A 25,299-nucleotide genomic window follows, 5' to 3' on the forward strand; every position below is an offset into this window, starting at 1 on the left:
GCTTTCTCGCTCGCCCGGCCACCGCGCCGGGCTTCGCCTCATCCCGCCGCCCGATACGCCCGCAGCCGCTCGTAGGCCGCCAGTCCGTCCGGCACCCACTCCCACTCCGTGAGCCGGCGCTCCACCTCCTCCTCGGGCAGGAAGGCGTGCCAGGCCACCTCCTCCACCTGCGGGTGCACCGGCAGGTCGCAGCGGACCTGGTACACCGCCGACCACCAGCTGCGGCCGGGCCCGTCGTCGTACAGGAAGGTGAACAGGTGCTCGGGCCGGGGCAGCCCCGTGACGCCCAGTTCCTCCTCGGCCTCGCGCAGAGCCGCCTCGTCGTAGCTCTCGCCGGCCCCGACGACCCCGCCGACGAACATGTCGTACAGCGAGGGAAAGACCAGCTTCGTCGCCGTCCGGCGGTGCACGAAGACCCGGCCGGCGGCGTCCCGGGCCTGGACGAAGACGCAGCGGTGGCGCAGCCCCTTGGCGTAGGCCTCGCCGCGCGGGGCCTGTCCGACGACGCGGTCCTGTTCGTCGACGATGTCGATGATCTCGTCTGCAGCGCTCATGCCGGCCATCCAAGCAGGCGGGGCCCGGCCCTCGGGGCGGCGGGCGGGCGCCGCGGTGCCGGACTCAGCGCCGCTGCAGGTCGGGCTCCTGCCGCGGGACCGCCGTGCCGCAGGGCAGGGCCGGATGCAGCCCGAGCAGCACGATGCCCGCGACGATCGCCGCCAGGCCCGCCGCCTCCCCGGTCAGCGCGCCGACGTCGGTGTGCAGCCGGTCGCCGAGGAAGCCCACCCCGCAGGCGATCCCGGCCAGCGGCTCGGCCGCGGTGAGCGCGGGCAGCGACATGCGCAGCGGTGCCGTCTCGAAGGCGCTCTGCACCAGGATCAGCCCGGCGAACCCGAGGACCACCAGGGCGTACGGCTGCCAGGCGGCGAACAGCTCTCCCCAGCCGCCCGCGGCGAACCGTTCCCCGCTCACCCGGGTCAGCGCGTCCTGCACCCCGTACAGCAGCCCCGCGGCCAGCGCCAGCAGTGCAGGCCCCCAGCTGAGCCGGGACCGCTTGGCCAGCGTGGTCAGCAGCAGGGCCGCGCCCACCACGGCACCGAGGATCAGCCAGTGCCGCAACGGATCGGTGACCGCGTGGCCCGCGCGGGGCCGCCCGGCCAGCAGGAACGCCGTCACCCCGCCCGCCAGCAGCACCAGTCCCAGCCAGCCCTGCCGGCCCAGCGGCCGGCGGGTCTGCCGCCGCGACAGCACCAGCGCGAACAGCAGGTTCGTCGCCAGCAGCGGCTCCACCAGCGAGATCTCACCCCGGCCCAGCGCCAGCGCGCCCAGCACCATGCCGACGATCATCAGACCGAGTCCGCCCAGCCAGCGGGGCACCTTCACCAGGTCCAGCAGCAGCCGCGGGGAGAGATAGTCGCCGAGCGGCGCCTGCTGGGCGGCGTTCTGCTGGAGGACGAAACCGAAGCCGAGGCAGCATGCGGCACTCACGGCGAGGATCAGAACCACTACCGACACGCTGCGTACCTCGCTCGTCCGGCCGGGTCACGGGGTCGTAATCGCCGACTGTAGCGCCCCGGGGCGCCCCCTGCCGCCTCGCCGGCAGGAGACCGGGCACACTGCGGGGCCTTCACGCCCGCGCGGGCGCGCCGTGTCGGCGGGCGCCCGTACGCCGTACGCTCCGGCGGTGCATGCGGTTCATCGACGCGCCGGCGGCGTACGCCGTCCGGGTCGGGTCGCGCTCGGATCGAGGCCGAGCCTGGCAACGCCGTGCAGAGATCGGACGCGGTCACAGGCTGGGGCGAGCGTGCATGCCGTCCGGGAGCTGAAGGAACAGGGCGTGATCGGTGTCCTACCGGCCAAGGGGACGCACGTCCCGCGCAAGCCGCAGTGAGCAAGCCGCAACGACGCGTGTCGCAGTGAGACGAGAAGACCCCGCCTGCCGGTGCATGGCAGGCGGGGTCCGGTGAGGCGGGGCCGGCGGGCCGGCTGAGTGCCGAGCGACCGGGGGGCGTGCTCTAGATGATCAGCGACAGCACGAACACCAGAGCCCCCGCCACCACCGACAGGATCGTCTCCATCAGGGACCAGGTCTTGACCGTCTGGCCGACGTCCAGCCCGAAGTACTCCTTCACCAGCCAGAAACCGGCGTCGTTGACGTGGCTGAAGAACAGCGAGCCGGCGCCGATCGCCAGGACCAGCAGGGCGGTGTGGGTGGTCGACATGTCGGCGGCCAGCGGGGCGACCAGACCGGCCGCGGAGACGGTGGCCACGGTCGCCGAACCGGTCGCGAGGCGGATCACCACCGCGATCATCCAGGCGAGCAGGATGGCCGAGATCGACCAGTCCTTGGATATGTCCAGGATCATCTGGCCGACGCCGCAGTCGATCAGCGTCTGCTTGAAGCCGCCGCCGGCGCCGACGATGAGCATGATGCCCGCGATGGGCATCAGGCCCTTGTCGACGGTGGCGTTGATCCGCTCCTTGGAGAAGCCGGCCGGCAGGCCGAGGGTGAAGATGCCCACGATCACGGCGGCCAGCAGCGCGAACAGCGGGGAGCCGATGACGTCGAAGACCCGCTGGGTCACGTCTGCGGGGTCGTCGACGGCGATGTCCACCAGCGCCTTGGCCAGCATCAGCACCACCGGCAGCAGCACGGTGGCCAGCGTCGCGCCGAAGCTCGGGCGGCGCTCGAGGTCGTCCGAGGCGCGCTGCGGGATCATGCGGTCCGGGGCCTGGACGTCCACCCAGCGGCTGGCGACCTTGGAGAACAGCGGACCGGCGACGATCACGGAGGGGACGGCGACCAGCAGGCCGAGCGCCAGCGTCACGCCGAGGTTGGCCTTGACCGCGTCGATCGCGACCAGCGGACCGGGGTGCGGCGGGATCAGGCCGTGCATCACGGACAGACCGGCCAGCGCCGGGATGCCGATGCGCATCAGCGAGTAGTTGCCGCGCTTGGCGACCATCAGCACCACCGGGATCAGCAGCACGATGCCGATCTCGAAGAACAGCGGCAGTCCGACCACCGAGGCGATCAGCACCATCGCCCACGGCATCGCCCGGCCTCGGGCCTTCGCCAGGATCGTGTCCACGATCTGGTCGGCGCCGCCGGAGTCCGCGAGCAGTTTGCCCAGGATCGCGCCGAGCGCGATCAGCACGCCGACGCTCGCGACCGTCGAACCGAGGCCGTCGGTGAAGCTGGTGATCGCCTTGTCCAGCGGGGCCCCGGCCACGGCGCCGAGCACCAGGGCGCCGACGGTCAGGGACAGGAAGGCGTGCAGCTTGAACTTGGTGATGAGCAGGACGATGACGGCGATGCCCACGAGGACGGCAATGCCCAGCTGAGCGTGTCCGGCCGAGGTGATCGGCGGGGGTGCGTCCGCTGCCAGCATCTCGACGCTGAGTCTGGTCACGGGGGTTCCCTTGCAGGTGAAGAGGGATGGGGAGAAAAGCGGTGCCGCGATCGGCGACCGCGGGGTAAGACGCCGGGGATCACGACGGCCGGGCCTCGGCGGACTGCGTGGCGCCGTCGAGGCCCGCCAGCGCGGCCACGGCGCGCTCGGTGATCTCCTCGGGCGTGCCCGAGACGTCCACCTCGACGCCGCGTTCGTCCGCCTGCAACGGCTGGAGCGTGGCGAACTGGGAGTCCAGCAGCGCCGTCGGCATGAAGTGCCCCTGACGCTGTGCCATCCGGCTCGCGATCAGCTCCCGGGAGCCCGTGAGGTGGACGAAGACGATCCCGGGGGCCGCGGCCCGCAGCCGGTCCCGGTACACGCGCTTGAGCGCCGAGCAGCTCACCGCACCGCCGAGCCCGGTCCGTCCGCGGGCCCAGGCACCGATGGCGTCCAGCCAGGGCCATCGGTCGTCGTCGTCGAGCGGGATCCCGGCCGACATCTTGTCGATGTTGGCCTGCGGATGGAAGTCGTCTCCCTCGGCGTACGGGACGCCGAGCCGGTCCGCGAGCAGGGGACCGATGGTGGTCTTGCCCGTGCCGGCGACGCCCATCACCACGACGACGTGGGGGGTGCGCATCACTGCCTCGCTGTCTTCCTCGACGTGGGACGCCGCCACTCGGCGTCCGCCACACTGAAACCTATTAGGTATGACGAATTCAAGAGAATGTGACATACAAGTCTGACTTTTTTGCAGCGTGATCCACACCGTACGCTGAGTGCATGAGCACACCGGGCCGGGGGCTGCACGGCCATGTACTGGACACCCTTGGTCCCGCCATCACCGCGGGTGAATACCCTCCGGGCAGCGTCCTGCGCACCGACGAGCTGGCGCAGCGTTTCGACGTCTCACGCTCCGTGATGCGCGAGGCGGTACGGGTGCTGGAGTCCATGCACCTGGTCGCCTCCCGCCGTCGCGTCGGCGTGATCGTCCAGCCGGCGTCGGAGTGGAACGTCTACGATCCCCAGGTCATCCGCTGGCGTCTGGCCGGGGCCGACCGTCCGCGCCAGCTGCGGTCGTTGACCGTGCTGCGCTCGGCCGTCGAGCCGGTCGCGGCCGGACTGGCGGCGCGGCACGCCACACCCGAGCAGTGTTCGGAGCTGACCGAGCGCGCGCTCGGGATGGTCGCCAACTCGCGCGGGCACCGGCTGGAGCAGTACCTCGTCCACGACGTCGCCTTCCACCGGGTGATCCTCAACGCGTCCGGCAACGAGATGTTCGCGCGCCTCGGCGACGTGGTCGCCGAGGTGCTGGCCGGCCGCACCCACCACGAGGTGATGTTCGAGGACCCCGACCCGGCCGCCGTCACCCTGCATGTGCGGGTCGCCGAGGCCGTCCGCGAGGGCGACGCCGCCCGCGCCGAGAAACTCACCCGCGAGATCACCGAGGGTGCACTGCAGGAACTGGACATCCTGGCGCCGTAGGCGGGCGGACGGGCACCTCGCTCGGGCGGAGCTCCGCTCGGGGCTCGGGGTGGGAGCCCTGCTCGGGCGTTCGAGCAGGAACGAAGCCCTACTCGGGCAGGAAGTCGCCGTCCACGTACACCCACGCCCCGTCCACCCGCTCGAAGCGGCTGCGCTCGTGCAGCACTCCGCCCCGGTAGGACGCCCGGAAGGTCACCGTCCCGGTGGTGTGGAAGGCCGACCCGCCGGTGGCGTCGAGGATCTCCAGGCCCGTCCACCGCATCCGCGGGTCCAGGTCCAGCCGGGCGGGCCGGGTCCGCGGATGCCAGGTGCGCCGCAGATACTCCGCGTCCTGACGCACGAAGGCGCTGTACCGCGACCGCATCAGCGCCTCGGCGGTCGGCGCGGCGGCGTCGCCGCGGTGGAAGCGGCCGCAGCAGTCCTGGTACGGCTCGGGCAGCCCGCACGGGCAGGAACGGGGAGTCATGCCCCTCATTCTGCCTGCGCCCGCCCACCTCGCCCGCACCCGGGCGCGGCCGACCGCCGTCGCCGTCGGACCGCAGCCCGGCCTCCTCGCCCCGTACCTTCGTCGCCCGCGCGGCCCGCAGCGGTGCGAGGCACAGTGGAGAGGTGGCAGTGTCCCCACGCAGGCCGAGGGGAGAGCGGCGATGACGCGACCCGTCGACAGCCGGCCGGCGTCCGTGAAGGAATGGCGGCTGAACCTGTACCTGTCCGAGCACGACCCGGAGACCACCGCCCGGATCGTCCTCGACACCGGCGACAACGTCCTGGAGACCTGCGCCGAGGCGCGGCGCAACCCCTACGACCCCGCGGTGCCCGAGATCGGCGACGAACTCGCCGCCGGACGCGCCCTGGTCGCCCTGGGCCGAGAGCTGCTGCGCGCCGCCGCGGGCGACATCGAGGCGGTCGGAGCGCCGGAGGCGACCCCGCCCGCCCCGCTGTGGTCGGCCCGGGAGTGAACCGCGAGGCGACGAAGGAGCCCGCCGTGCTCTTCTCCGATCGTCACGAAGCCGGCCGGCGCCTCGGGGCCCGGCTCGCCGGCCTGGCCGGCCAGGACGTCGTGGTGCTCGGACTGCCCCGCGGGGGCGTGCCGGTCGCCGCGGGCGTCGCCGCGGCCCTGAACGCGCCGCTGGATCTGTGCCTGGTCCGGAAACTGGGCGTGCCCGGCCAGCCCGAGCTGGCCATGGGAGCCGTCGCCGAGGACGGCGCGCGGGTGCTCGACGAACGCGTCCTGCGCGAGGTGCGCGTCAGCCCCGAGGAACTGGCCCGGGTGGAGGAGCGGGAGCGGCGCGAGCTGGCCCGGCGGGCCGAACGCTACCGGGGCGGGCGCCCGCCCGTCCCCGTCGCCGGACGGACCGCGGTGGTCGTCGACGACGGCGTGGCCACCGGCTCCACGGCGCGCGCCGCCTGCCACGCGGTGCGCGCCAGGGGAGCGGCGCGGACGGTGCTGGCGGTGCCCGTGGCGCCGCGGGACTGGACGGCACGGCTCGCGGGGGCCGCCGACGAGCTGATCGCCCTGGCCACCCCGGGCCACTTCTTCGCGGTCGGCCAGTTCTACGACGACTTCGGCCAGCTGCGGGACGAGGACGTGGTGGCCCTGCTGCGGCAGCACCGGCCCGCCGCCGGACCGGCGGCCGAGGTGGACGAGGAGGTGCGGGTCACGGCCGGGGCCGTGCGGCTCGGCGGCCGGCTGACCGTGCCCGCCGGTGCCCGGGGCATCGTGGTGTTCGCGCACGGCAGCGGCAGCAGCCGGCACAGCCCGCGCAACCGGTTCGTCGCCCGTGGACTCCACCGGGCCGGCCTCGGCACCCTGCTGTTCGACCTGCTCACCGAGGAGGAGGCGGACGACCGGGCCAACGTCTTCGACACCCCGCTGCTGGCCGCACGGCTCACCGGGGCGATCACCTGGCTGCGCGGCGACCCGCGGACCGGACACCTGGCCGTCGGCGCTTTCGGCGCCAGCACCGGCGCGGCCGCCGCCCTGTGGGCCGCCGCGGAACCGGACGCCGCCCTCGCGGCCGTGGTCTCCCGCGGCGGGCGGCCCGACCTCGCCGGGGAGCGGCTGGCGGACGTCCGTGCGCCCACTTTGCTGATCGTCGGCGGCGCGGACCGGACGGTGCTGGACCTCAACCGCCAGGCCCAGGCCCGGCTGACCTGCGAGAACCGGCTGGAGATCGTCCCGGGCGCGACCCATCTGTTCGAGGAGCCCGGCGCCCTGGAGCAGGTGACCGGGCTGGCCCGCGACTGGTTCACCGACCACATGGCGGCCGCGCCCGTGTGAGCGCACCGGCGCGGAACGAGCGAAAGCGGGCGAACACAGGAGACACAGGAACCACGCGAGGCATGCGAAAGCGGCGCCGACCGTCGACCGGTCGGCGCCGCTTTCGTGCGGTGTCCGAGGGGGGACTTGAACCCCCACGCCCTATACGGGCACTAGCACCTCAAGCTAGCGCGTCTGCCATTCCGCCACCCGGACAGGGTGTGTGCCGCTCGGCTTCTCGCTCGCGGCGACGAAGAAAACTTTACCAGGCTTCCGGGGGTGCTCGATCACCCGCCGTCCCGCGGTGCCCTCGGCGCCGCCCGGTGTGAACGGCGTGTGACAAGCAGGGGGCTGTCCCGGGCCGGTGGCGGGGGTCGTCTTCTGCCAGGGCCGGAATGCGGTGGAGGATGAGGGGGGACCACCGGTACCCGAGGTGGACCACGAGCACACACACCGGGAGGAACCAGCGTGAGCGAGACGGACACGGCCAGGAGCGTCACCGGCGAGGACGAGGTCGTGGACCTCTGCCGCGAGCTGATCCGGATCGACACCAGCAACTACGGCGACCACTCGGGACCGGGCGAGCGCAAGGCCGCCGAGTACGTCGCCGAGAAGCTGGCCGAGGTGGGGCTGGAGCCGAAGATCTTCGAATCGCACCCCGGCCGGGCCTCCACGGTGGCGCGCATCGAGGGCGAGGACCCGTCCCGGCCCGCGCTGCTCATCCACGGCCACACCGACGTCGTCCCGGCCAACGCCGACGACTGGACCCACCACCCCTTCTCCGGCGAGGTCGCCGACGGGTGCGTCTGGGGTCGCGGCGCTGTCGACATGAAGGACATGGACGCGATGACGCTGGCGGTGGTGCGCGACCGGATGCGCAGCGGTCGCAAGCCCCCGCGGGACATCGTGCTGGCGTTCCTCGCCGACGAGGAGGCCGGTGGCACCTACGGCGCCCGGTACCTCGTCGACCACCACCCCGAGCTGTTCGAGGGCGTCACGGAGGCCATCAGCGAGGTCGGCGGCTTCTCCTTCACCGTCAGCGAACAGCGGCGGCTCTACCTGATCCAGACGGCCGAGAAGGGCATGCACTGGATGAAGCTGACCGTGGCCGGCACGGCCGGGCACGGCTCGATGATCCACCGGGACAACGCGATCACCGAGCTGTCGGACGCCGTGGCGCGCCTGGGCCGGCACACGTTCCCGGTGCGGGTGACCAAGACCACGCGGGCCTTCCTGGACGAACTCGGCGACGCGCTGGGCACCGAGCTGGACCCGGAGAACATGGAGGGCACCCTCGCCAAGCTCGGCGGCATCGCCAAGCTGATCGGCGCGACGCTGAGCAACACCGCCAACCCGACCCAGCTGGGCGCCGGTTACAAGGTCAACGTGATCCCGGGCGAGGCCACCGCCCACGTCGACGGGCGCTTCCTGCCCGGTCACGAGGAGGAGTTCCTCGCCGACCTGGACCGTATCCTCGGGCCCCGGGTCAAGCGGGAGGACGTGCACGCCGACAAGGCCGTCGAGACCACCTTCGACGGGCCGCTGGTGGAGGCCATGCAGGCGGCGCTCGTGGCCGAGGACCCGGCCGCGAAGGCCGTCCCCTACATGCTCTCCGGCGGCACCGACGCCAAGTCCTTCGACGATCTCGGCATCCGCAGCTTCGGCTTCGCGCCGCTGAAGCTGCCGCCGGAGCTGGACTTCGCGGGCATGTTCCACGGCGTGGACGAGCGGGTGCCGGTGGACGGCCTGACGTTCGGTGTCCGGGTGCTCGACCGGTTCATCGACGCCGCCTGAACCGGAACCGAAGTCCCGTTCCGCACCCGGCACTTCCGCACATTCCGGTCCCCACGCACCCGCGGAATTCGGCCGGGTGTGCGGGAGTGCACGAGCGGGAGTGAAGCTGACCATCAGCTCGTATCCCGATCACCTCCTCCTCGTTGCATCTCATGCGATCGGCTCAACGTGATCGCACCTGCCAACTAGGAGGAAGAATGCTCAAGAAGGTCGTCGCGACCGCGGTTGCCACCGGTGGACTGGTTCTCGCGGGTGCGGGCCTGGCTGCTGCCGACTCCGGTGCCCAGGGTGCTGCCGTGCAGTCCCCGGGTGTCGTGTCCGGCAACGTCATCCAGGTGCCCGTGCACGTGCCGGTGAACGTCTGCGGCAACACGATCTCCGTCATCGGGCTGCTGAACCCTGCCTTCGGCAACGTCTGCGTCAACAAGTGACGCCGCGCCCCGCCCAGCGGGTCTGACTCCAACGGCTCCGTGGGGGGTCCGAAGCCGTCGGCCCCGGAGCGCGCGCCACGCGTTCCGGGGTCGGCCGGTCATTCCGCGCGGTCGCGACGGCGCGCACGCCGTCCGCGACCGCGCGTTCCGGAAGGTTCCAGAAGGTCGAAGACAGGGATTCCATACATGCGACAGGTCACCCGCAAGGGCCTGATGACCGTGGCGGCGGCGACCGGCGTGATCGCCGCCGCGAGCGGTGCCGCCCATGCCGACGCGGGCGCGACCGGCGCCGCGTCCCACTCGCCGGGCGTGCTGTCCGGCAACTCGGTGCAGGTGCCCGTACACGTGCCGGTCAACGTCTGCGGCAACACCGTGGACGTCGTCGGTGTGCTCAACCCGGTCGTGGGCAACGCCTGCGCCAACGACGACAAGGACTCGTCCGCGCACCAGGGCGGTCACGGCCGCGGCCACGGGGGGACGGACGGCGGCTCCCACGCCGGAGGCCACAGCGAGGGCTCACCGGGCGTCGGCTCCGGCAACCACGTCCAGGTCCCGGTCGACGTGCCGGTGAACGTCTGCGGCAACAGCGTCGACGTGATCGGCATCGGCAACGCCGCCCTGGGCGACAGGTGCGCGAACGACGGCGGCTCCGGCGGCCGCACCACGCCGCCCGGCGACCACGGCAACCCTCCGGACCGCCCCGGTCACCCGGGCAACCCCGGCACTCCGGAGACGCCGGACAACCCGGGCACGCCCACCACGCCGGACAACCCGGGGACCGACACGCCCGGTGACTCCGTGCACCACCCGGCTCCGCAGACCGTCACCACGCCGCACACGGCCCAGCTCGCCGAGACCGGAAGCGAGCTGCCGCTCGGCGTGGTGCTGCCGGCCGGGGCGGGCGCGCTCCTCGCCGGCGCCGTCCTCTACCGCAAGGCCCGGGCGTCGGCCTGACGGGCACCGCCCGGCCGGCCCCGACGGCGGCCGGGCACACCGACGAGCGGACCCCGCGGCAGCGGGGCCCGCTCGTTCGACATGTCACGGGCTCGTCGTCGGTCGTCCCTGCTCACCACCGACGCGGCGAGTTCACCAGGTGGCGCGCACCTGGCGGATGATCCGCCGCCGCAGCCGCACCCGGCGGCTGCCGTCGCGCAGCAGGCTCAGGCGGTACAACTCCCAGTGTCCGTACTCGGCGTGGTCCGTCAGCAGACGTGTCGCCTCCTTGCGGGAGACCCCGCGCGGTACGTACACGTCGACAAATTCGTATTCCGGCATCGCATCCATTGTGCGGGCTGAGGCCCGGTACGGATAGCGTCTGCAGTATGTCTGATGCTGCGCAGCCCACCGCTGCCGAGGTACGGGCCGCCGCCGAGGCGGTCAAGGCCGCGCTCGACCGCCATCTCGCCGCGGTCGAACGCAGGTCGGGGGAGGACGACCCGGCCGTCCACGAGGCGTTCAACCAGCTGGCAGCCGCCGCCGAGGCGTACGACGAGCTGCTCTACGACCGCTACGACGAGGTCACACCCTTCGAGATCCCCGGTGACGACACACTGCCGCCGTACACCGGCCCGGAGGAGCCCCATGCGATCAGCGTGCTGATCCGCCGCGACTACACCGTCGCCGAACCGCAACGGCTGCTGTCCCAGGCCCAGCGGGTTCAGGCCGCGGAGGTCACGACAGGCACCGGTATCGGCGAGGGCGCCACCGGCTCGCTGCACGGGGCGCTCGGCATCCTGTTCGGCGAGTACGAGCCGGACGAGATCGCCTCCCGGCACCGGGAGTTCGGCCTGGAGGAGGGCGACTCGACGCTGTGGGTCACGGCCGCGGACGAGGCGCCCGACCCCGGCGAATGGCTGGAGACACCCTTCGACCACGTCGATCCCGAGCAGGTGGTCTGCCGCTTCGACGTCAGCGCGGTCTTCGACGACGACGAGTTCGACGACGACGAAGAGTTCGACGACGAGGACGACGACTTCGACGACGCGGAGGACGCGGAGGACGACGGATTCGAGGACGACGACGAGGACGAGGACGACCTGGAGCCGTTGGACCGGACCTGAGAACACCCGGCGTGCCCGGGCGGCCACGCCCGAGTACGCCGGGTGCCCCGTGCGGCCCGACCGGGCGCGGGAGCGGCGCGCCCGGTCAGGCCGCCTGCTGTTGCTGCTGGCGCAGCAGCACGGGCAGCCGGGTCGTGCGCGGCTTCGCCGGCACCTCGGCCACGGCCCGGGGCAGCGCCTGCCCGGCGCCGTGCACCACGGAGAGATGTCGGACGGCCCGGCCGAACGCCGTGTACACCCACGGACGGCTGAGCGCCTGCGTCGCGTCGCCGGGCAGGACCACGACCACCGCGGGCCACCGGCCGCCCACGGCCTGGTGCGCGGTCAGCGCCCAGCCGTGCCGGACCCGGGACTCCACCTGGTCCCGGGGCACCACCACGGCGGTGCCGGCGCAGGACAGATGCAGTCCGTCGGCGTCGGCCCTCACCACATGGCCGGGCAGCGTACGGCCCGGGACGGGGGAGTAGGCGATCCGGTCGCCCGGGTCGAAGCCGCCGAAGCGGCCCGGCCCCGGATTGAGACGTTCCTTGAGAGCGGCGTTCAGGGCACGGGTGCCCGCCGCGCCACCGTGGCCCGGGGTGATCACCACGGTGTGCTCGGCCGGGACGCCGATCGCCCGCGGCACCGAGTCCGTGACGAGCTGGACGGTGCGGTGCACGGCCTCCCCGGCGTCCCGCACCGGCACGATCACGACCTCCTTGCCGGGCGCCGCCACCTCGTTCAGCTCGCCGACGCCCACACCGGAGACCAGCTCGCCCAGCGGCCCCGGATCCGGCACCCGGGAGGCCACCTGCGGGCACACCCGGGCCGCCAGCAGGTCCGCGAACACCCGCCCGGGACCCACGGACCACAGCACCCCGGGGTCCCCGGCCAGCACCAGCCGGGCCCCGTCCGGCAGCGACTCCACGAGCAGGGCCGCGGTCTCCACGTCCAGCTGCGGGGCGTCCAGGACGACCAGCAGGTCGGCCTCGACGCTGCCGTCGGCGTCCCGCCCCGGCCCCTCGGCACCCGACAGCAGCCCGGCCACCGTGGCGACGGGAGCCGCGTCGTCCCCGGCCGGAGCCGCCGACGCTCCCCCGCCGAGGGACCGGTCCGTCCGCTGCGCCTCCTCCTGCCGCAGCAGCCGCGCGAACGCCTCCCGGCCGAGCGGGCCGTGGGTGACGGCCCAGGCGCGCAGCCCGAGAGCACGGGCCGCGCACAGCAGCCGCGCCGGGTCGACGCGGGACGCCTCCCCGCCCGTGTGCAGCACCAGGCCGTGGCCCGCGACCGCCCGGATCAGCTCGGCGGCCGACCCTCCGGCGGACCGTGCGGCCCGCTCCCAGTCCTCGGCGGCGACGGGCCGCGGCGGCGAGTGCACCAGCCGGACCAGGCCGTCGGCCAGGCTCTCCTCGGCGAGCGCGAACCGCTCCAGGCCGACCAGGACCCGGACCGGACGGGTGTCGTCCGCCTCCTCGCCCACCGCGCCGTCCTCCCGGCCGCGGACAGGGGCAGGTGCCGCGCCCGGCTCGTCCAGGGCGTCCTGGAACACCAGGGCCTCGCCCTCCGCCACGGCCGCGTGCAGTGCGGCCTCCGGGTCCGGCACCCCGCGCCGGCCCAGCGCCTCGACGAGGGCGGGCACCTCCAGACAGGTGTGCCCGGCCAGGGCCGCCTGCCGCAGCAGCCACACGGTGAAGGCCCGGCCGCGCCGTGCGTCGCCGGGACCGCAGGCGTCGCCGAGCAGCATCCGGGCGAAGCCGTCGGCCTGCTCCGGCCGCACCCCGCTGACCCGCAGCAGCTGCCAGGGGTCCTCCCGCAGCCGTTCCCCGGCGCCCGCGCCGAGCACCGTGGCGGCCGGCACCGCGAGCGCCTCCGGGGCGCCGCCCTCGGCGAGCACCCGCCGCAGCTCCTGCACGGTCTGCGGGTCGGGGGCCGGGGGAGCGCCGGTCCGCCCGGCGGTCACCGGACCCGGCCGCCGGACCGGCTCCGGGGCGGGCGGGCGCCGTGCCGGCTCGGGCTGCGGCGGCGCGAAGACGGAGGCCGGGGCCGTTTCCCCGCTCTCCACCGCGCGGACCGCCGCGAGCAGCTCGGCCGCCCGGCCGGTGAGCTTGCCCCCGCTTGCGATCGGCCCCTTCTTCTGCGCCTTGCGCCGCTCGATGCGCTCCCGCTCGAGCCGCTGCGCGGCCAGCTCGGCCTCCGCCTCCGACATCTCGGACGCGGCCGCGCCGTTCGCGTCGTCTTCGCTGTCTCGGTCCATCGCGGCGCCGTCTGCGCCGTGCCCGCGGTTCTCGTCCGTGCCCGCGGTGTCCTGCGCGACGGGGCCCGTGGCCGCGCCGTCCTCGGCCGAGCTGTTCGTGTCCGCGCCGTCCCCGGCCGAGTCGTCCTGCGCGCTGCTGTCCGCGTCGGCGGTGTCCCGGGCGCCGGTGTCCGCATCCGGGGCCGTCCCGCCGTGCGTCGTGTCGCTGCCCGTCGTGTGGCTGCCCGTCGTGTCGCTGTCCGTCGGCCCGCCGCCCGCACCCTCGCCGGACGGGCCGTCCCCGGAGGATGCCCCGCTCTCCGACGCGTCCGGGGCCGGGGCCGCGCCGGCGTCGGCGGTGCCGTCCTCCGCCCCGGCGGCCTCCTCGGCCGGGGACGCGTCCGCCGTGCCGGGCTCCACGGTGTCCCGGCCGCCCGGCTCGGTGTTCTCCGTGGTCTCCGGCTCCGTGCTCACAGCGTGCTCCAGTCGTGATCGGGATAGCGGTGCACGGGCGCCGACACGTCGTCGAGCGCCCGGCAGATCTCCTCCGGAAGACTAAGGGCCTCCACTGACAATGCCGCCGTGAGCTGCTGCGCCGTGCGCGCGCCGACGATCGGGGCGGTCACGCCGGGCCGGTCCCGCACCCAGGCCAGGGCGACCTGGAGCGGGGTCACCGCCAGCCCGTCCGCCGCCGTCGTCACCGCGTCCACGATGCGGCCCGCGGTCTCGTCCAGGTACGGCTCCACGAACGGCGCCAGATGCTCCGAGGCGCCCCGCGAGTCCGGCGGCGTCCCGTTGCGGTACTTGCCGGTCAGCACGCCGCGCCCGAGCGGGGAGGACGGCAGCATGCCGATGCCGAGGTCGATCGCGGCCGGCAGCACCTCACGCTCCACACCGCGCTGCAGCAGCGAGTACTCCATCTGGGTGCTCGCCAGCCGGGTCCGCGCGCCCGGCGCCGCGAGCTGCCAGGTCGCCGCCTTGGCGAGCTGCCAGCCGCAGAAGTTCGACACCCCCGCGTACCGCACCCGGCCGCTGCCGATGGCCACGTCCAGGGCCTGAAGGGTCTCCTCCAGCGGGGTGTACGGGTCGTAGGCGTGGACGTGCCACACGTCGACGTAGTCCGTGCCCAGCCGGGCCAGGGAGGCGTCCAGCGCCGACAGCAGGTGGCCGCGGGAGCAGTCGAAGCGGCGGTCCGGGTCCGGGACGCTGCCCGCCTTCGTCGAGATGATCAGCTCACGGCGCGGCACCAGGTTCTCCATGAGCCGCCCGAGCAGATACTCCGCCTCTCCGTCGCCGTACACGTCGGCCGTGTCGACGAGGGTGCCGCCCGCCTCCCAGAACGCCTTCAGCATCTCCGCGGCGGCGTGCTCGTCGACGTCCCGCCCCCAGGTGAGAGTGCCGAGGCCGATCCTGGACACGCGCAGGCCGGTACGGCCGAGTTGCCTCTGCTCCATGAGTGCCGAGATTACTGGCCATGGCCCGCCACGTGGGTGACCCCGGGCGCAACGCACCGGGCCCCGGCACGCCGCGCGACCTGCCCGTCCCGGCCCGCGAGGCGGCCGTCACACCCCGAGGGAGCTGCCGCGGCCGACGGCCCCGCGCTAGGGTCTGCGCTCGAAGCACGTTACTCATCGGTAAGGGGATGCGGATGCGGCTCGGGATCAACCTCGGCTACTGGGGCGCCGGGATGGACGCGGACAATCTGGCCGTGGCTCAGGAGGCCGACCGGCTCGGCTACTCCGTGTGCTGGGCGGCGGAGGCCTACGGCTCCGACGCGGCCACCGTGCTCGCCTTCGTCGCGGCGAAGACCGAGCGCATCGACGTCGGCTCGGCCATCTTCCAGATCCCCGCCCGGCAGCCCGCGATGACCGCCATGACCGCCGCGACCCTGGACTCCCTGTCCGGCGGCCGGTTCCGCCTCGGCCTGGGCGTCTCCGGCCCGCAGGTCTCCGAGGGCTGGTACGGCGTGAAGTTCGACAAGCCGCTGGCCCGCACCCGCGAGTACGTCGAGATCATCCGCAAGGCCATGACCCGCGAGCGGCTGACCTACGACGGCGCGCACTGGACGCTGCCGCTGCCCGACGGTCCGGGCAAGCCGCTGAAGCTGACGGTGCACCCGCAGCGCGAGCACATCCCGCTGTACATCGCCGCGATCGGCCCGAAGAACCTGCAGCAGACCGGCGAGATCGCCGACGGCGCGCTGCTGATCTTCCCCTCCGCCGCCCACCTGGAGGAGACCGCGATCCGCCACCTGCGGGCGGGCCGCGAGAAGGCCGGGCTGACCCTGGACGGCTTCGACGTCTGCCCGACCGTGCCGCTCGCGCTCGGCGACGACAAGGACCTGGGCCGTCTCGCCGACACCTTCCGCCCGTACACCGCGCTGTACGTCGGCGGCATGGGCAGCCGCAAGCAGAACTTCTACAACCAGCTCGCCTGCCGCATGGGCTACGAGCAGGCCGCCGCGGAGATCCAGGACAAGTACCTCGCCGGCGACAAGCAGGGGGCCGCGGCCGCCGTCCCGGAGGACCTCATCGACCAGACCACGCTGCTCGGCTCCGTCGACCGGATCGCCGACCGGATGAAGGCCTACGCCGAGGCCGGCGTCACCACGCTCACCCTGTCGCCCGCCGGTCTCACCCTGGACGAGCGGATCGCCGCGCTGCGCGCCGGTGTGGAGGCCGTGGAGCGCGCGGGACTGGCCTGACGAAGCGCGCGGCCGACGCCTCCCGGACCGCACCGGGGAGCCTTTCCGCGGCCGTGGTGGGGGCTCGGGGTCTTCCCCGCCACGGCCGTCACGGAGAACAACGCCCGCCGAGCCGCCCGGTCACGCTCCGCGCAGCCGCGCGGGGCGGCCGCCGCCCCCGCGGTGCGCCTGCGCTGCTCCGTTCGGCGCAGCCCGCCGCACGGATCGTTGCGGTGCCCCCGCGCCCGCAATTGACTCGTCCCCCGTGACGGTCCGGCAGGGAGGCGCCCGATGCTCTCACCCCGCAGCCTGTTCCAGGAGATCCTCGACCACGACGAGTCCTACCGCCTGTTCTGCTCCATCGCGGCCGGCGGCGAGGCGCAGGGCGGCTGGGAGAACGGGCGGATCGCCGCCCTGGTGCCCGAGAGCCTGCGCGGCCTCGCTCCCCGCATCGCCCGCCACGGCGCCGACGAGGACAAGCACGGCCGCATCTTCCGCGCCCTGCTGCGCCGACGCGGCCTGGAACCCTGCGAGGTGCCCCCGGACACCGACTACACGATGCTCCTGGAACGGCAGGGCATCGGCCTCGCCCACGAACGCCTCAGGTCCGACCGGCCGCTGACCGAGCAGGACATCATCGTCTACCTGGCCCACAGCCGGGTCACCGAACAGCGCGCCGCCGAGCAGATGGCCCTGCTGGTCCGCCACTTCGGCGACCACCCGGAGCTGGGCCGGGCGGTGCGGCAGATCGCCCGCGACGAGGACGGCCACCTCGCCTACTGCCACGAGGAACTGCTGCGCCTGGCCGCCGCGGGGCACGGCGACACCATCCGGCGCACGCTGCGCACCTGCGCACTCGCCGAGATCCGCGTGCACCGCGACGTCAGCCTCGCCGTCATGGCCCGCACGGGCCGCATCCTCGGCTGGTCGCGGAGCCGTGCCGCCCTGCTCGCGGCCGGCATCCACGCCGTGTACGCCTGGGAACGGCTGGCCGGCTGGCGGCGCATGGTCACCCTGCGGATGCCCGAGCGGCTCGACGCGCTCGGCGGCCCCGCCACCGCCCCCGAGTACGCCTGAGGACGGGCCGGTTCCCGGCCCGGAGACCGACAGTGGCCCGCGCGGCCGGTTCCCGGCCCGGAGACCGACAGCGGTTCCCCGGCCCGGGGCACGGCGGCCGCCCCACCCCGCCCACCCGCTGTCCCACCCCGTGCCCTACAACCAGTCGCGGTGCCGGAACAGGCGGTACAGCAGCACCTCCAGCAGCACCATCAGCACGATCACCGTCGGGTAGCCCCACAGCCAGTGCAGTTCGGGCATGTGGTGGAAGTTCATCCCGTAGATGCCGGCGATCAGCGTGGGCACGGCGGCCATGGCCGCCCACGCGGAGATCTTCCGCATGTCGTCGTTCTGCTGCACGCTGGTCTGCGCCAGATGCGCCGACAGCACGTCCGACACCAGCCGGTCCAGGCTCTCCACCGACTCGTTCACCCGGGTGAGGTGGTCGCTGACGTCCCGGAAGAAGGGCCGGGCCGTGTCGTCGACGAAGGGCACGGCCGTGGCGAAGGCGGACGGGCCCGTGCCGCCCAGACGGGCCATCGGCGGCCCCAGCGGCACCGTGGCCCGCCGGAACTCCGTGATCTGCCGCTTGAACGCGTAGATCCGCGAGGCGATGTGCCGCGAGCCCGCCCGGTCGGGGGAGAAGACCTCCGCCTCCAGCTCCTCCAGGTCCGTCTGCAGCTCGGTGGCCACGTCCAGATAGTGGTCGACGACCGTGTCGGCGATCGCGTACAGCACCGCCGTCGGGCCCTTGCCGAGCAGGGCGGGCTCCCGCTCCAGCCGACTGCGCACCGCGGCCAGCCCGGCGTCCTCACCATGGCGGACGGTGACCACGAACGCGTCCCCGAGAAAGACCATGATCTCGCCGGTGGCGACGGCGTCGCGGCGCGGGTGGTGCACCACGGACTTCAGCACCACGAACAGCGAGTCGTCGTAGACCTCCATCTTCGGCCGCTGGTGCGCCTTCAGCGCGTCCTCCACGGCCAGGGCGTGCAGCGCGAACTCCCGGCTGACCAGCTCGAACTCCCGTGCGCTCGGCTCGTGCAGGCCCACCCAGACGAAGCCGCCGGCCGCCCGCGCCTCGGTCAGGGCGGCGGAGAAGTCCTCCGGGCCCTCCAGGCGGCGCCCGTCGCGATAGATGCCGCAGTCGACGATCACGGAGCGTGTTCTCCCTTCGCCCGGCCGACGCACACGCCGCGTGTACGCCTACCCTGGCCGCATGCCCATGCTGCTCCTCGTCAGGCACGGACGGTCCACCGCCAACACCGCGGGCGTGCTCGCGGGCTGGTCCCCCGGCGTCGGTCTGGACGAACGCGGCGCCGCCCAGGCCGCCGCGCTGCCCGCCCGGCTCGACGGCCTGCCGATCGCCGAGGTCGTCACCAGTCCGCTGCAACGCTGCCGGGAGACCGTACAGCCTCTCCTCGACGCCCGCCCCGGTCTGACCGTCCACACCGACGAGCGGATCGGCGAATGCCACTACGGCGACTGGACCGGCCGCAAGCTCGCCGAGCTGAAGGACGAGCCGCTGATGGAGGTGGTGCAGGCGCACCCCTCGGCCGCGGCGTTCCCCGGCGGCGAGTCCCTGCGCGCCATGCAGACCCGGGCGGCCGAGGCGGTGCGGGAATGGAACGCGCGCGTGGAGCGCGACCACGGCCCCGACGCCGTCTATCTGATGTGCTCCCACGGTGACGTCATCAAGTCCCTCGTGGCGGACGCGCTCGGCCTGCACCTGGACCTGTTCCAGCGCATCGCCGTGGAACCCTGCTCGGTGACCGCGATCCGCTACACGCGGATGCGGCCCTTCCTGGTCCGGCTGGGCGACACCGGCGACTTCGCCTCGCTGGTCCCGCGCGAGGAACCCGCGGACCAGGACGCACCCGTGGGGGGCGGAGCGGGAGCACCGTGATCGCGGGCGCAGTAGGGTGAAGCGTCGCCACCGGCCGACGGCCCGCGGCGACGACCCCAGCCCCCGAGAACCTCCCGATCGCTTCCGACCGACTTGCAGGAGACAGGAACGTGTCCCGTCAGGTGTTCTTCTACGACTCCCCGGACCGCTTCGTGGCCGGCACGGTCGGACTGCCCGGGCGCCGGACGTTCTTCCTCCAGGCCACCGCCGGCAACCGGGTGACCAGTGTGGCCCTGGAGAAGACCCAGGTGGCCGCGCTGGCCCAGCGCATGGACGAGCTGCTCGACGAGGTGCTGCGGCGCAGCGGCGGCAGCGCCTCCGTGCCCGCGGTGGCCCCCGCCGACATCGCCGACACCGCTCCGCTGAACACGCCCATCGAGGAGGAGTTCCGCGTCGGCACCATGGCGCTCGCCTGGGACGGCGAGAACGAGCGCATGATCGTCGAAGCACAGGCCCTGGTGGAACTCGACGCCGACTCCGACGAGGATCTCGCCGAGGCCGAGGAGCGGCTGCTCCAGGACGAGGAGAACGGCCCCCCGATGCTGCGGGTCCGGCTCACCGGCGCCCAGGCCAGGGCCTTCGCCAAACGCGCTCTCGACGTCGTCAACGCCGGGCGGCCGCCGTGCCCGCTGTGCAGCCTCCCGCTCGACCCGGAAGGACACGTATGTCCGCGCCAGAACGGATACCGCCGCGGAGCATGACGCCCGAGGCGTCCGGCGAGGCGGCGCTGCCCGCGACCGAGCTGCTCGCGCACGGCGAGCTGACCGTCCGCGGCCGCATCCGTGAGGCGTCCAACGCCGCTCTGCTGTGCACGGTGGCCCTCGACGGCCAGGAGGCGCCCTGCGTGTACAAGCCGGTCGCCGGGGAACGACCGCTGTGGGACTTCCCCGACGGCACCCTGGCCGCCCGCGAGGTCGCGGCCTACGAGGTGTCCGAGGCCACCGGCTGGGGCCTGGTCCCGCCGACCGTGCTGCGCGACGGCCCCTACGGCGAGGGCATGGTCCAGCTGTGGATCGAGGCGTCGCCCGAGGCGGAGCTGCTCGCGCTCGTCGACGCCGAGGAGCCCGGCGAGGGCTGGAAGGCGATCGGGTTCGCCGAGGTCGGCGAGGGCCGCACCGCGCTGCTCGTGCACGCCGACGACGACCGGCTGCGCCGGCTCGCCGTCCTCGACGCGGTGATCAACAACGCCGACCGCAAGGGCGGCCACCTGCTGCCCACCCGGGACGGCCGGCTGTACGGCATCGACCACGGTGTGACCTTCCACACCGACGACAAGCTGCGCACCCTGCTGTGGGGCTGGGCGGGTGAACCCCTGCCGGCCGAGGCGCTGGAGATGCTCAAGAGGCTCCAGGACGACCTGGGCGACAGCGGCCCCCTCACCCGCCGGCTGGCGCCGCTGATCACCCCGGCCGAGCTGGACGCCACCCGCGCCCGGGTCGCCGCCCTGCTCACCGGGGGCGTCCACCCCGAGCCGTCGGGCACCTGGCCCGCGATCCCCTGGCCTCCGGTGTAGCGGGCCCGCGCGATCCTCGGTCCCGGCGCGGGGCCTGCGGGCGGAACCCGCACGTTCCCCCGCGAGATACGCGAAACGCCCGAGACCGGCAGGGGCGGAGCACATCCGCGGACGTTCGGCAAGAGTGCCTTCCCGGTCATTCGGACAGGTCCGGTTCGTGGACGGAACCGACCCCCGGTTACGCTCATGACATGCATGCCTGGCCCGCTTCCGAGGTCCCCGCCCTGCCAGGTCAGGGCCGCGACCTGAGGATTCACGACACCGCGTCCGGGGGGCGAGTCACCCTCACCCCGGGACCCGTCGCCCGTATCTACGTCTGCGGCATCACCCCGTACGACGCGACCCACATGGGTCACGCGGCGACCTACAACGCGTTCGACCTCGTGCAGCGCGTATGGCTCGACACCAAGCGGCAGGTGCACTACGTCCAGAACGTCACCGACGTGGACGATCCGCTGCTGGAGCGAGCGCAGCGCGACGGCGTGGACTGGGTGAAGCTCGCCGAGCAGGAGACGGCCCTGTTCCGCGAGGACATGACCGCCCTGCGCATGCTGCCCCCGAAGCACTACATAGGCGCCGTCGAGGCGATACCCGGGATCGTCCCGCTGGTGGAACGCCTGCGTGACCTCGGCGCGGCCTACGAGCTCGAGGGGGACATCTACTTCTCCGTCGAGTCCGACCCCCACTTCGGGCAGGTCTCCCACCTCGACGCCGCCGCGATGCGGCTGCTGTCCGCCGAGCGTGGCGGCGACCCCGACCGTCCCGGCAAGAAGAACCCCCTCGACCCGCTGCTGTGGCTGGCCGCCCGCGACGGCGAGCCCAGCTGGGACGGCGGCTCGCTGGGCCGCGGCCGTCCCGGCTGGCACATCGAGTGCGTGGCCATCGCCCTGGACCACCTCGGCATGGGCTTCGACGTCCAGGGCGGCGGATCCGACCTGGCCTTCCCGCACCACGAGATGGGCGCCTCGCACGCCCAGGTGCTCACCGGCGAGTTCCCCATGGCCAAGGCGTACGTGCACGCCGGCATGGTCGCGCTGGACGGCGAGAAGATGTCCAAGTCCAAGGGCAACCTCGTGTTCGTCTCCCAGCTGCGGCGCGACGGCGTGGACCCCGCCGCCATCCGGCTCGCCCTGCACGCCCACCACTACCGTTCCGACTGGGAGTGGACCGACCAGGGCCTGCAGGAGGCCGTCGCCCGGCTGGGCCGCTGGCGGGCGGCCGTCTCCCGGCCGGACGGGCCCGCCGCGGACGCCCTGATCGAACAGATCCGCGAGGCCCTCGCCGACGACCTCGACACCCCGACGGCGCTCGCCGCGGTGGACCGGTGGGTGGCGCTCCAGGAGGAGCAGGGCGGCACGGACACCGGCGCCCCCGGCCTGGTCTCCCGCGCCGTGGACGCGCTGCTCGGCGTGGCGCTGTGACCGTCCGGGACGCCTGACGGACGCAGGACGAAGGGGCGGTGCGCCGAGCGCACCGCCCCTTCGGCGTCGTACGGGCCCGCTCAGTCCTCCGAGGCGCCGGAGGAGTCGTCCGGGGTGTCCGGGGTGTCCGAGGTGCCGGGAGAGTCCCCGCCGCCCGCGTCGGCGGTGCGGCCGGTGTCCGTCGTCTCCGGCTTCGGTGCTCGGGGCGGCCGGGTGCGCTCACCCGGGGTGTCCCGCAGGAACGAGCCGCTCTCGCCGCCGTCCGCCGTGGCATGCCCGCCGGAGGCCGCCGGACCGGCGCTGTCACGGCGCCGCAGATACCGCTCGAACTCGCGGGCGATCGCCTCGCCCGAGGCCTCCGGAAGCTCCGCGGTGTCCCGCGCCTGCTCCAGGGTCTGCACGTACTCGGCGACCTCGCTGTCCTCCGCGGCCAGCTGGTCCACGCCCAGCTGCCAGGCGCGTGCGTCCTCCGGCAGCTCGCCGAGCGGGATGCGCAGGTCCAGCAGGTCCTCGAGACGGTTGAGCAGGGCCAGGGTGGCCTTCGGGTTGGGCGGCTGCGACACGTAGTGCGGGACGGCCGCCCACAGGGACACCGCCGGGACACCGGCGTGCGTGCAGGCCTCCTGCAGCACCCCGACGATGCCCGTCGGCCCCTCGTACTTGGTCTCCTCCAGATCCATCCGCCGGGCCAGATCCGCGTTGGACGTGGTCCCGCTGATCGGCACGGGCCGGGTGTGCGGGGTGTCCCCGAGCAGCGCGCCCAGGATGACCACCAGCTCCACGCCCAGCTCGTGCGCGAAGCCCAGCAGCTCGTTGCAGAACGAGCGCCAGCGCATCGACGGTTCGATGCCGCGAACCAGCACCAGGTCCCGCGGCTTGTCGCCGCCGACCCGCACCACCGACAGCCGTGTCGTCGGCCACGTGATCTTGCGCACACCGCCGTCCATGAACACCGTGGGGCGGTTGACCTGGAAGTCGTAGTAGTCCTCGGCGTCCAGCGCCGCGAACACCTCGCCCTTCCATTCCCGCTCCAGGTGCGCGACCGCGGTGGAGGCGGCGTCGCCGGCATCGTTCCAGCCCTCGAACGCGGCCACCATGACCGGGTCGATCAGCTCGGGAACCCCCTCGAGCTCGATCACCCAGTGCCTCCTTCCGACGTGCCCTCGCCTGACCCACCAACCTTACGGCGTGTCGCGGGGGCGCCCGCACCCCCTTGCCCGGGGGAGTGAACGCATCACTGCCCCGTCCACGCCGCCCGGACACCCGCGGCCGCCGCCGGGGCGCGGTGCGCACACCGGGCGGGACGGTCCCGGCCGGCGGCGCGGGGGCGCTCCCCGCGGACGGCGGCGGCAGGACGCCCCCGGCCGGCAGCGGGATGCCCCCGGGTACGACGGCGGCGGGGCGGCTCCCCGCGTACCGGGCGCCGCCCCGTGCTCGATCCGCCCGCCGAGGACGGCGGGCGGCACACCTCTCACTTCCGGTCGAGCAGGTCCTGCACCTTGCCGCGGACCTCGTCGGTGTCCAGACCGCGGATCGTCAGCGTCGTGCGGCGGCGCAGCACGTCGTCCACCGTCTGGGCCCACTCGTGGTCGCGGGCCCACACCACCTGCGCCCAGATCTCCGGGGCCTCGGGGTGGATCCGCTCACTCAGCTCCGGGTGCTCGTTGGCCAGACGGGCGATGTCGAAGGCCAGCGAGCCGTAGTGGGTGGCCAGGTGCCGGGCGGTGTCGGCGGCCATCCGCGGACCGGGCGCCGGACCGTCCACCAGCAGCCGGTGGGCGACCGCGCGCGGATTGGCGATGCCGGGCAGCGGCAGCTTCTTCGGCAGCGCGGAGACCGGCTCGAAGTCCTCGCCGAGCGGCCGGCCGGGCAGGGACTCCAGCTTCTTCATCACCGTCCGGCCGATGTGCCGGAAGGTGGTCCACTTGCCGCCCGCCACGGACAGCATGCCGCCCTTGCCCTCGGTGACCACGGTCTCCCGCTTGGCCTTGGCCGTGTCACCGGGACCGCCCGGCAGCACCCGCAGCCCCGCGAACGAGTAGGTGATCAGCTCGCGGCGCAGCTGCTGGTCGCGGACGGAGAAGGACGCCTCGTCGAGTATCTGCGCGATGTCCTTCTCGGTGACGGCGACCTCGGCCGGGTCGCCGGTGTACTCCTCGTCCGTGGTGCCGAGCAGCAGCATGTCCTCCCAGGGGAGGGCGAAGGTGATGCGGTACTTGTCGATCGGGGTGGCCAGCGCCGCCTTCCACGGCGAGGTCCGCTTGAGCACCAGGTGCGCGCCCTTGGACAGCCGGATGGACGGCGCCGCGCCCGGGTCCTCCATCTTCCGCAGGTGGTCCACCCACGGGCCGGTGGCGTTGAGCACCAGGCGGGCGTTCACGCCGAACTCCTCGCCGCTCAGCCGGTCGCGCACCTCCGCGCCGGTCACCCGGCCGCGGGTGAAACGCAGCCCGGTGACCTCCGCGTGGTTGAGCACGACCGCACCGGCCTCGACGGCCGCACGGACCGTCATCAGCGCCATGCGGGCGTCGTTCATCTGGTCGTCGCCGTAGACGGCCACGGCCTTGAGGTTCTCGGTGCGCAGCTCGGGCACGTCCCGCTGCGCCCTGGCCGGGGAGAGCAGGTGGCCCACGCCGTCGCCGAAGGCGGACAGCGCCGAGTAGGCGAACACGCCCGCTCCGAGCTTCGCCGCGCCGTGCGGCCCGCCCTTGTAGACCGGCAGGTAGAAGGTGAGCGGGTTGGCCAGGTGGGGGGCCACTTGGCGGGAGACCGCACGGCGCTCGAAGTGGTTCTCCGCCACCAGCTTCACCGCACCGGTCTGCAGGTAGCGCAGTCCGCCGTGGAGCAGCTTGGAGGAGGCGGAGGAGGTGGCGCCGGCGAAGTCGCCGGCGTCGACCAGGGCCACCCTGAGGCCGGACTGCGCGGCGTGCCAGGCGGTGGAGATGCCCAGGATGCCGCCGCCGATCACCAGGAGGTCGTACGTCGCCTTGGAGAGCTGCTCCCGGGTCTCGGCGCGGCTCGGGTTCGAGCCGGACGCCGGGTGCGTCCCGAGGGCAGGCACGGACTGCAGGGTGGACTGACTGGTCATT

At 73.7% G+C, this 25,299-nt stretch carries 24 protein-coding genes and 1 tRNA gene; 13 read left to right on the forward strand and 12 right to left on the reverse strand.

Annotated elements, in window-relative coordinates:
* Nucleotides 1-38: 38 nt before the first annotated feature.
* From OG899_RS21635 to OG899_RS21650, 4 genes are all read right to left on the reverse strand, one after another.
* Nucleotides 39-554: an NUDIX domain-containing protein gene (locus OG899_RS21635; RefSeq protein WP_125500265.1), complete on the reverse strand. Its 516-nt coding sequence runs from the start codon at nucleotides 552-554 to the stop codon at nucleotides 39-41.
* A gap of 64 nt (nucleotides 555-618) precedes the next feature.
* Nucleotides 619-1,512, reverse strand: a complete 894-nt coding sequence (locus tag OG899_RS21640; protein ID WP_125500264.1) for a DMT family transporter — start codon at nucleotides 1,510-1,512, stop codon at nucleotides 619-621.
* Between the two features lie 500 nt (nucleotides 1,513-2,012).
* Nucleotides 2,013-3,410 (reverse strand): GntP family permease, encoded by a 1,398-nt coding sequence (locus OG899_RS21645; protein ID WP_125500263.1) that lies wholly within the window; start codon nucleotides 3,408-3,410, stop codon nucleotides 2,013-2,015.
* A 79-nt stretch (nucleotides 3,411-3,489) separates the two neighbouring features.
* The gene (locus OG899_RS21650) at nucleotides 3,490-4,029 is read right to left on the reverse strand and encodes a gluconokinase (RefSeq protein WP_168130754.1); all 540 of its coding nucleotides are present in this window, start codon (nucleotides 4,027-4,029) and stop codon (nucleotides 3,490-3,492) included.
* A gap of 143 nt (nucleotides 4,030-4,172) precedes the next feature.
* Between OG899_RS21650 and OG899_RS21655 the strand changes: the two genes are divergently transcribed.
* A complete protein-coding gene (locus OG899_RS21655; protein WP_125500261.1) occupies nucleotides 4,173-4,874 on the forward strand; it encodes a FadR/GntR family transcriptional regulator in 702 nt (233 codons plus the stop codon).
* Nucleotides 4,875-4,962: 88 nt separating this feature from the next.
* On the opposite strand, the gene OG899_RS21660 is transcribed toward OG899_RS21655, so the two are convergent.
* The gene (locus OG899_RS21660) at nucleotides 4,963-5,340 is read right to left on the reverse strand and encodes a YchJ family protein (protein WP_125500260.1); all 378 of its coding nucleotides are present in this window, start codon (nucleotides 5,338-5,340) and stop codon (nucleotides 4,963-4,965) included.
* Between the two features lie 181 nt (nucleotides 5,341-5,521).
* Between OG899_RS21660 and OG899_RS21665 the strand changes: the two genes are divergently transcribed.
* A complete protein-coding gene (locus OG899_RS21665) occupies nucleotides 5,522-5,833 on the forward strand; it encodes a dsRBD fold-containing protein (RefSeq protein WP_168130753.1) in 312 nt (103 codons plus the stop codon).
* Between the two features lie 26 nt (nucleotides 5,834-5,859).
* Nucleotides 5,860-7,155, forward strand: coding sequence for a phosphoribosyltransferase family protein (locus OG899_RS21670; RefSeq protein ID WP_125500258.1), 1,296 nt, complete (start codon nucleotides 5,860-5,862; stop codon nucleotides 7,153-7,155).
* 111 nt (nucleotides 7,156-7,266) lie between these two features.
* On the opposite strand, the gene OG899_RS21675 is transcribed toward OG899_RS21670, so the two are convergent.
* Nucleotides 7,267-7,350 (reverse strand) — tRNA-Leu (locus OG899_RS21675).
* Nucleotides 7,351-7,602: 252 nt separating this feature from the next.
* Here OG899_RS21675 and OG899_RS21680 point away from each other — a divergent pair.
* The 3 genes from OG899_RS21680 to OG899_RS21690 all read left to right on the forward strand — a co-directional run bounded on the left by OG899_RS21680 (nucleotide 7,603) and on the right by OG899_RS21690 (nucleotide 10,313).
* Nucleotides 7,603-8,928, forward strand: a complete 1,326-nt coding sequence (locus OG899_RS21680; RefSeq protein ID WP_168130751.1) for a M20/M25/M40 family metallo-hydrolase — start codon at nucleotides 7,603-7,605, stop codon at nucleotides 8,926-8,928.
* Between the two features lie 197 nt (nucleotides 8,929-9,125).
* Nucleotides 9,126-9,359 (forward strand): chaplin ChpH, encoded by a 234-nt coding sequence (gene chpH, locus OG899_RS21685; protein ID WP_125500256.1) that lies wholly within the window; start codon nucleotides 9,126-9,128, stop codon nucleotides 9,357-9,359.
* A 186-nt stretch (nucleotides 9,360-9,545) separates the two neighbouring features.
* Nucleotides 9,546-10,313, forward strand: a complete 768-nt coding sequence (locus OG899_RS21690; RefSeq protein ID WP_125500255.1) for a chaplin — start codon at nucleotides 9,546-9,548, stop codon at nucleotides 10,311-10,313.
* A gap of 132 nt (nucleotides 10,314-10,445) precedes the next feature.
* On the opposite strand, the gene OG899_RS21695 is transcribed toward OG899_RS21690, so the two are convergent.
* Nucleotides 10,446-10,634: a DUF5703 family protein gene (locus tag OG899_RS21695; protein ID WP_125500254.1), complete on the reverse strand. Its 189-nt coding sequence runs from the start codon at nucleotides 10,632-10,634 to the stop codon at nucleotides 10,446-10,448.
* A 47-nt stretch (nucleotides 10,635-10,681) separates the two neighbouring features.
* On the opposite strand from OG899_RS21695, the gene OG899_RS21700 reads away from it, so the two are divergent.
* Nucleotides 10,682-11,419: a hypothetical protein gene (locus tag OG899_RS21700; RefSeq protein ID WP_251504547.1), complete on the forward strand. Its 738-nt coding sequence runs from the start codon at nucleotides 10,682-10,684 to the stop codon at nucleotides 11,417-11,419.
* A gap of 85 nt (nucleotides 11,420-11,504) precedes the next feature.
* On the opposite strand, the gene OG899_RS21705 is transcribed toward OG899_RS21700, so the two are convergent.
* Together OG899_RS21705 and OG899_RS21710 are read right to left on the reverse strand one after the other, a co-directional pair.
* Nucleotides 11,505-14,105 (reverse strand): helix-hairpin-helix domain-containing protein, encoded by a 2,601-nt coding sequence (locus OG899_RS21705; protein WP_168130750.1) that lies wholly within the window; start codon nucleotides 14,103-14,105, stop codon nucleotides 11,505-11,507.
* A complete protein-coding gene (locus OG899_RS21710) occupies nucleotides 14,102-15,085 on the reverse strand; it encodes an aldo/keto reductase (RefSeq protein WP_125500252.1) in 984 nt (327 codons plus the stop codon). The genes OG899_RS21705 and OG899_RS21710 overlap by 4 nt, the downstream gene beginning before the upstream one ends.
* A gap of 194 nt (nucleotides 15,086-15,279) precedes the next feature.
* Here OG899_RS21710 and OG899_RS21715 point away from each other — a divergent pair, with 194 nt between their 5' ends.
* Both OG899_RS21715 and OG899_RS21720 read left to right on the forward strand, forming a co-directional pair.
* The gene (locus OG899_RS21715) at nucleotides 15,280-16,335 is read left to right on the forward strand and encodes an LLM class F420-dependent oxidoreductase (protein ID WP_125500251.1); all 1,056 of its coding nucleotides are present in this window, start codon (nucleotides 15,280-15,282) and stop codon (nucleotides 16,333-16,335) included.
* A gap of 270 nt (nucleotides 16,336-16,605) precedes the next feature.
* Complete coding sequence (locus tag OG899_RS21720) at nucleotides 16,606-17,391, forward strand: ferritin-like domain-containing protein (RefSeq protein WP_406311121.1); 786 nt, start codon at nucleotides 16,606-16,608, stop codon at nucleotides 17,389-17,391.
* Between the two features lie 135 nt (nucleotides 17,392-17,526).
* On the opposite strand, the gene OG899_RS21725 is transcribed toward OG899_RS21720, so the two are convergent.
* A complete protein-coding gene (locus OG899_RS21725; RefSeq protein WP_125500625.1) occupies nucleotides 17,527-18,528 on the reverse strand; it encodes a magnesium and cobalt transport protein CorA in 1,002 nt (333 codons plus the stop codon).
* Between the two features lie 61 nt (nucleotides 18,529-18,589).
* Here OG899_RS21725 and OG899_RS21730 point away from each other — a divergent pair, with 61 nt between their 5' ends.
* The 4 genes from OG899_RS21730 to mshC all read left to right on the forward strand — a co-directional run bounded on the left by OG899_RS21730 (nucleotide 18,590) and on the right by mshC (nucleotide 22,210).
* A complete protein-coding gene (locus OG899_RS21730) occupies nucleotides 18,590-19,276 on the forward strand; it encodes a histidine phosphatase family protein (RefSeq protein ID WP_125500624.1) in 687 nt (228 codons plus the stop codon).
* Between the two features lie 110 nt (nucleotides 19,277-19,386).
* Nucleotides 19,387-19,977 (forward strand): DUF3090 domain-containing protein, encoded by a 591-nt coding sequence (locus OG899_RS21735; protein WP_125500623.1) that lies wholly within the window; start codon nucleotides 19,387-19,389, stop codon nucleotides 19,975-19,977.
* Nucleotides 19,974-20,789: an SCO1664 family protein gene (locus tag OG899_RS21740; RefSeq protein WP_229813807.1), complete on the forward strand. Its 816-nt coding sequence runs from the start codon at nucleotides 19,974-19,976 to the stop codon at nucleotides 20,787-20,789. Before OG899_RS21735 ends, OG899_RS21740 begins: the two co-directional genes overlap by 4 nt.
* A 191-nt stretch (nucleotides 20,790-20,980) precedes the next feature.
* Nucleotides 20,981-22,210 carry a cysteine--1-D-myo-inosityl 2-amino-2-deoxy-alpha-D-glucopyranoside ligase gene (mshC, locus tag OG899_RS21745; RefSeq protein WP_125500621.1) on the forward strand — a complete coding sequence of 410 codons (1,230 nt, stop codon included), beginning with the start codon at nucleotides 20,981-20,983 and terminating at the stop codon, nucleotides 22,208-22,210.
* An 80-nt stretch (nucleotides 22,211-22,290) separates the two neighbouring features.
* Here the strand turns inward: mshC and OG899_RS21750 are convergent, their stop codons facing one another.
* Nucleotides 22,291-23,349, reverse strand: coding sequence for a PAC2 family protein (locus OG899_RS21750; RefSeq protein WP_125500620.1), 1,059 nt, complete (start codon nucleotides 23,347-23,349; stop codon nucleotides 22,291-22,293).
* 332 nt (nucleotides 23,350-23,681) lie between these two features.
* A complete protein-coding gene (locus tag OG899_RS21755) occupies nucleotides 23,682-25,298 on the reverse strand; it encodes a glycerol-3-phosphate dehydrogenase/oxidase (RefSeq protein WP_125500619.1) in 1,617 nt (538 codons plus the stop codon).
* Between the last annotated feature and the right edge of the window lies 1 nt (nucleotide 25,299).

The organism is Streptomyces thermoviolaceus, from assembly GCF_045209695.1.
In the GTDB taxonomy this organism is placed as follows: Bacteria; Actinomycetota; Actinomycetes; order Streptomycetales; family Streptomycetaceae; genus Streptomyces; species Streptomyces thermoviolaceus.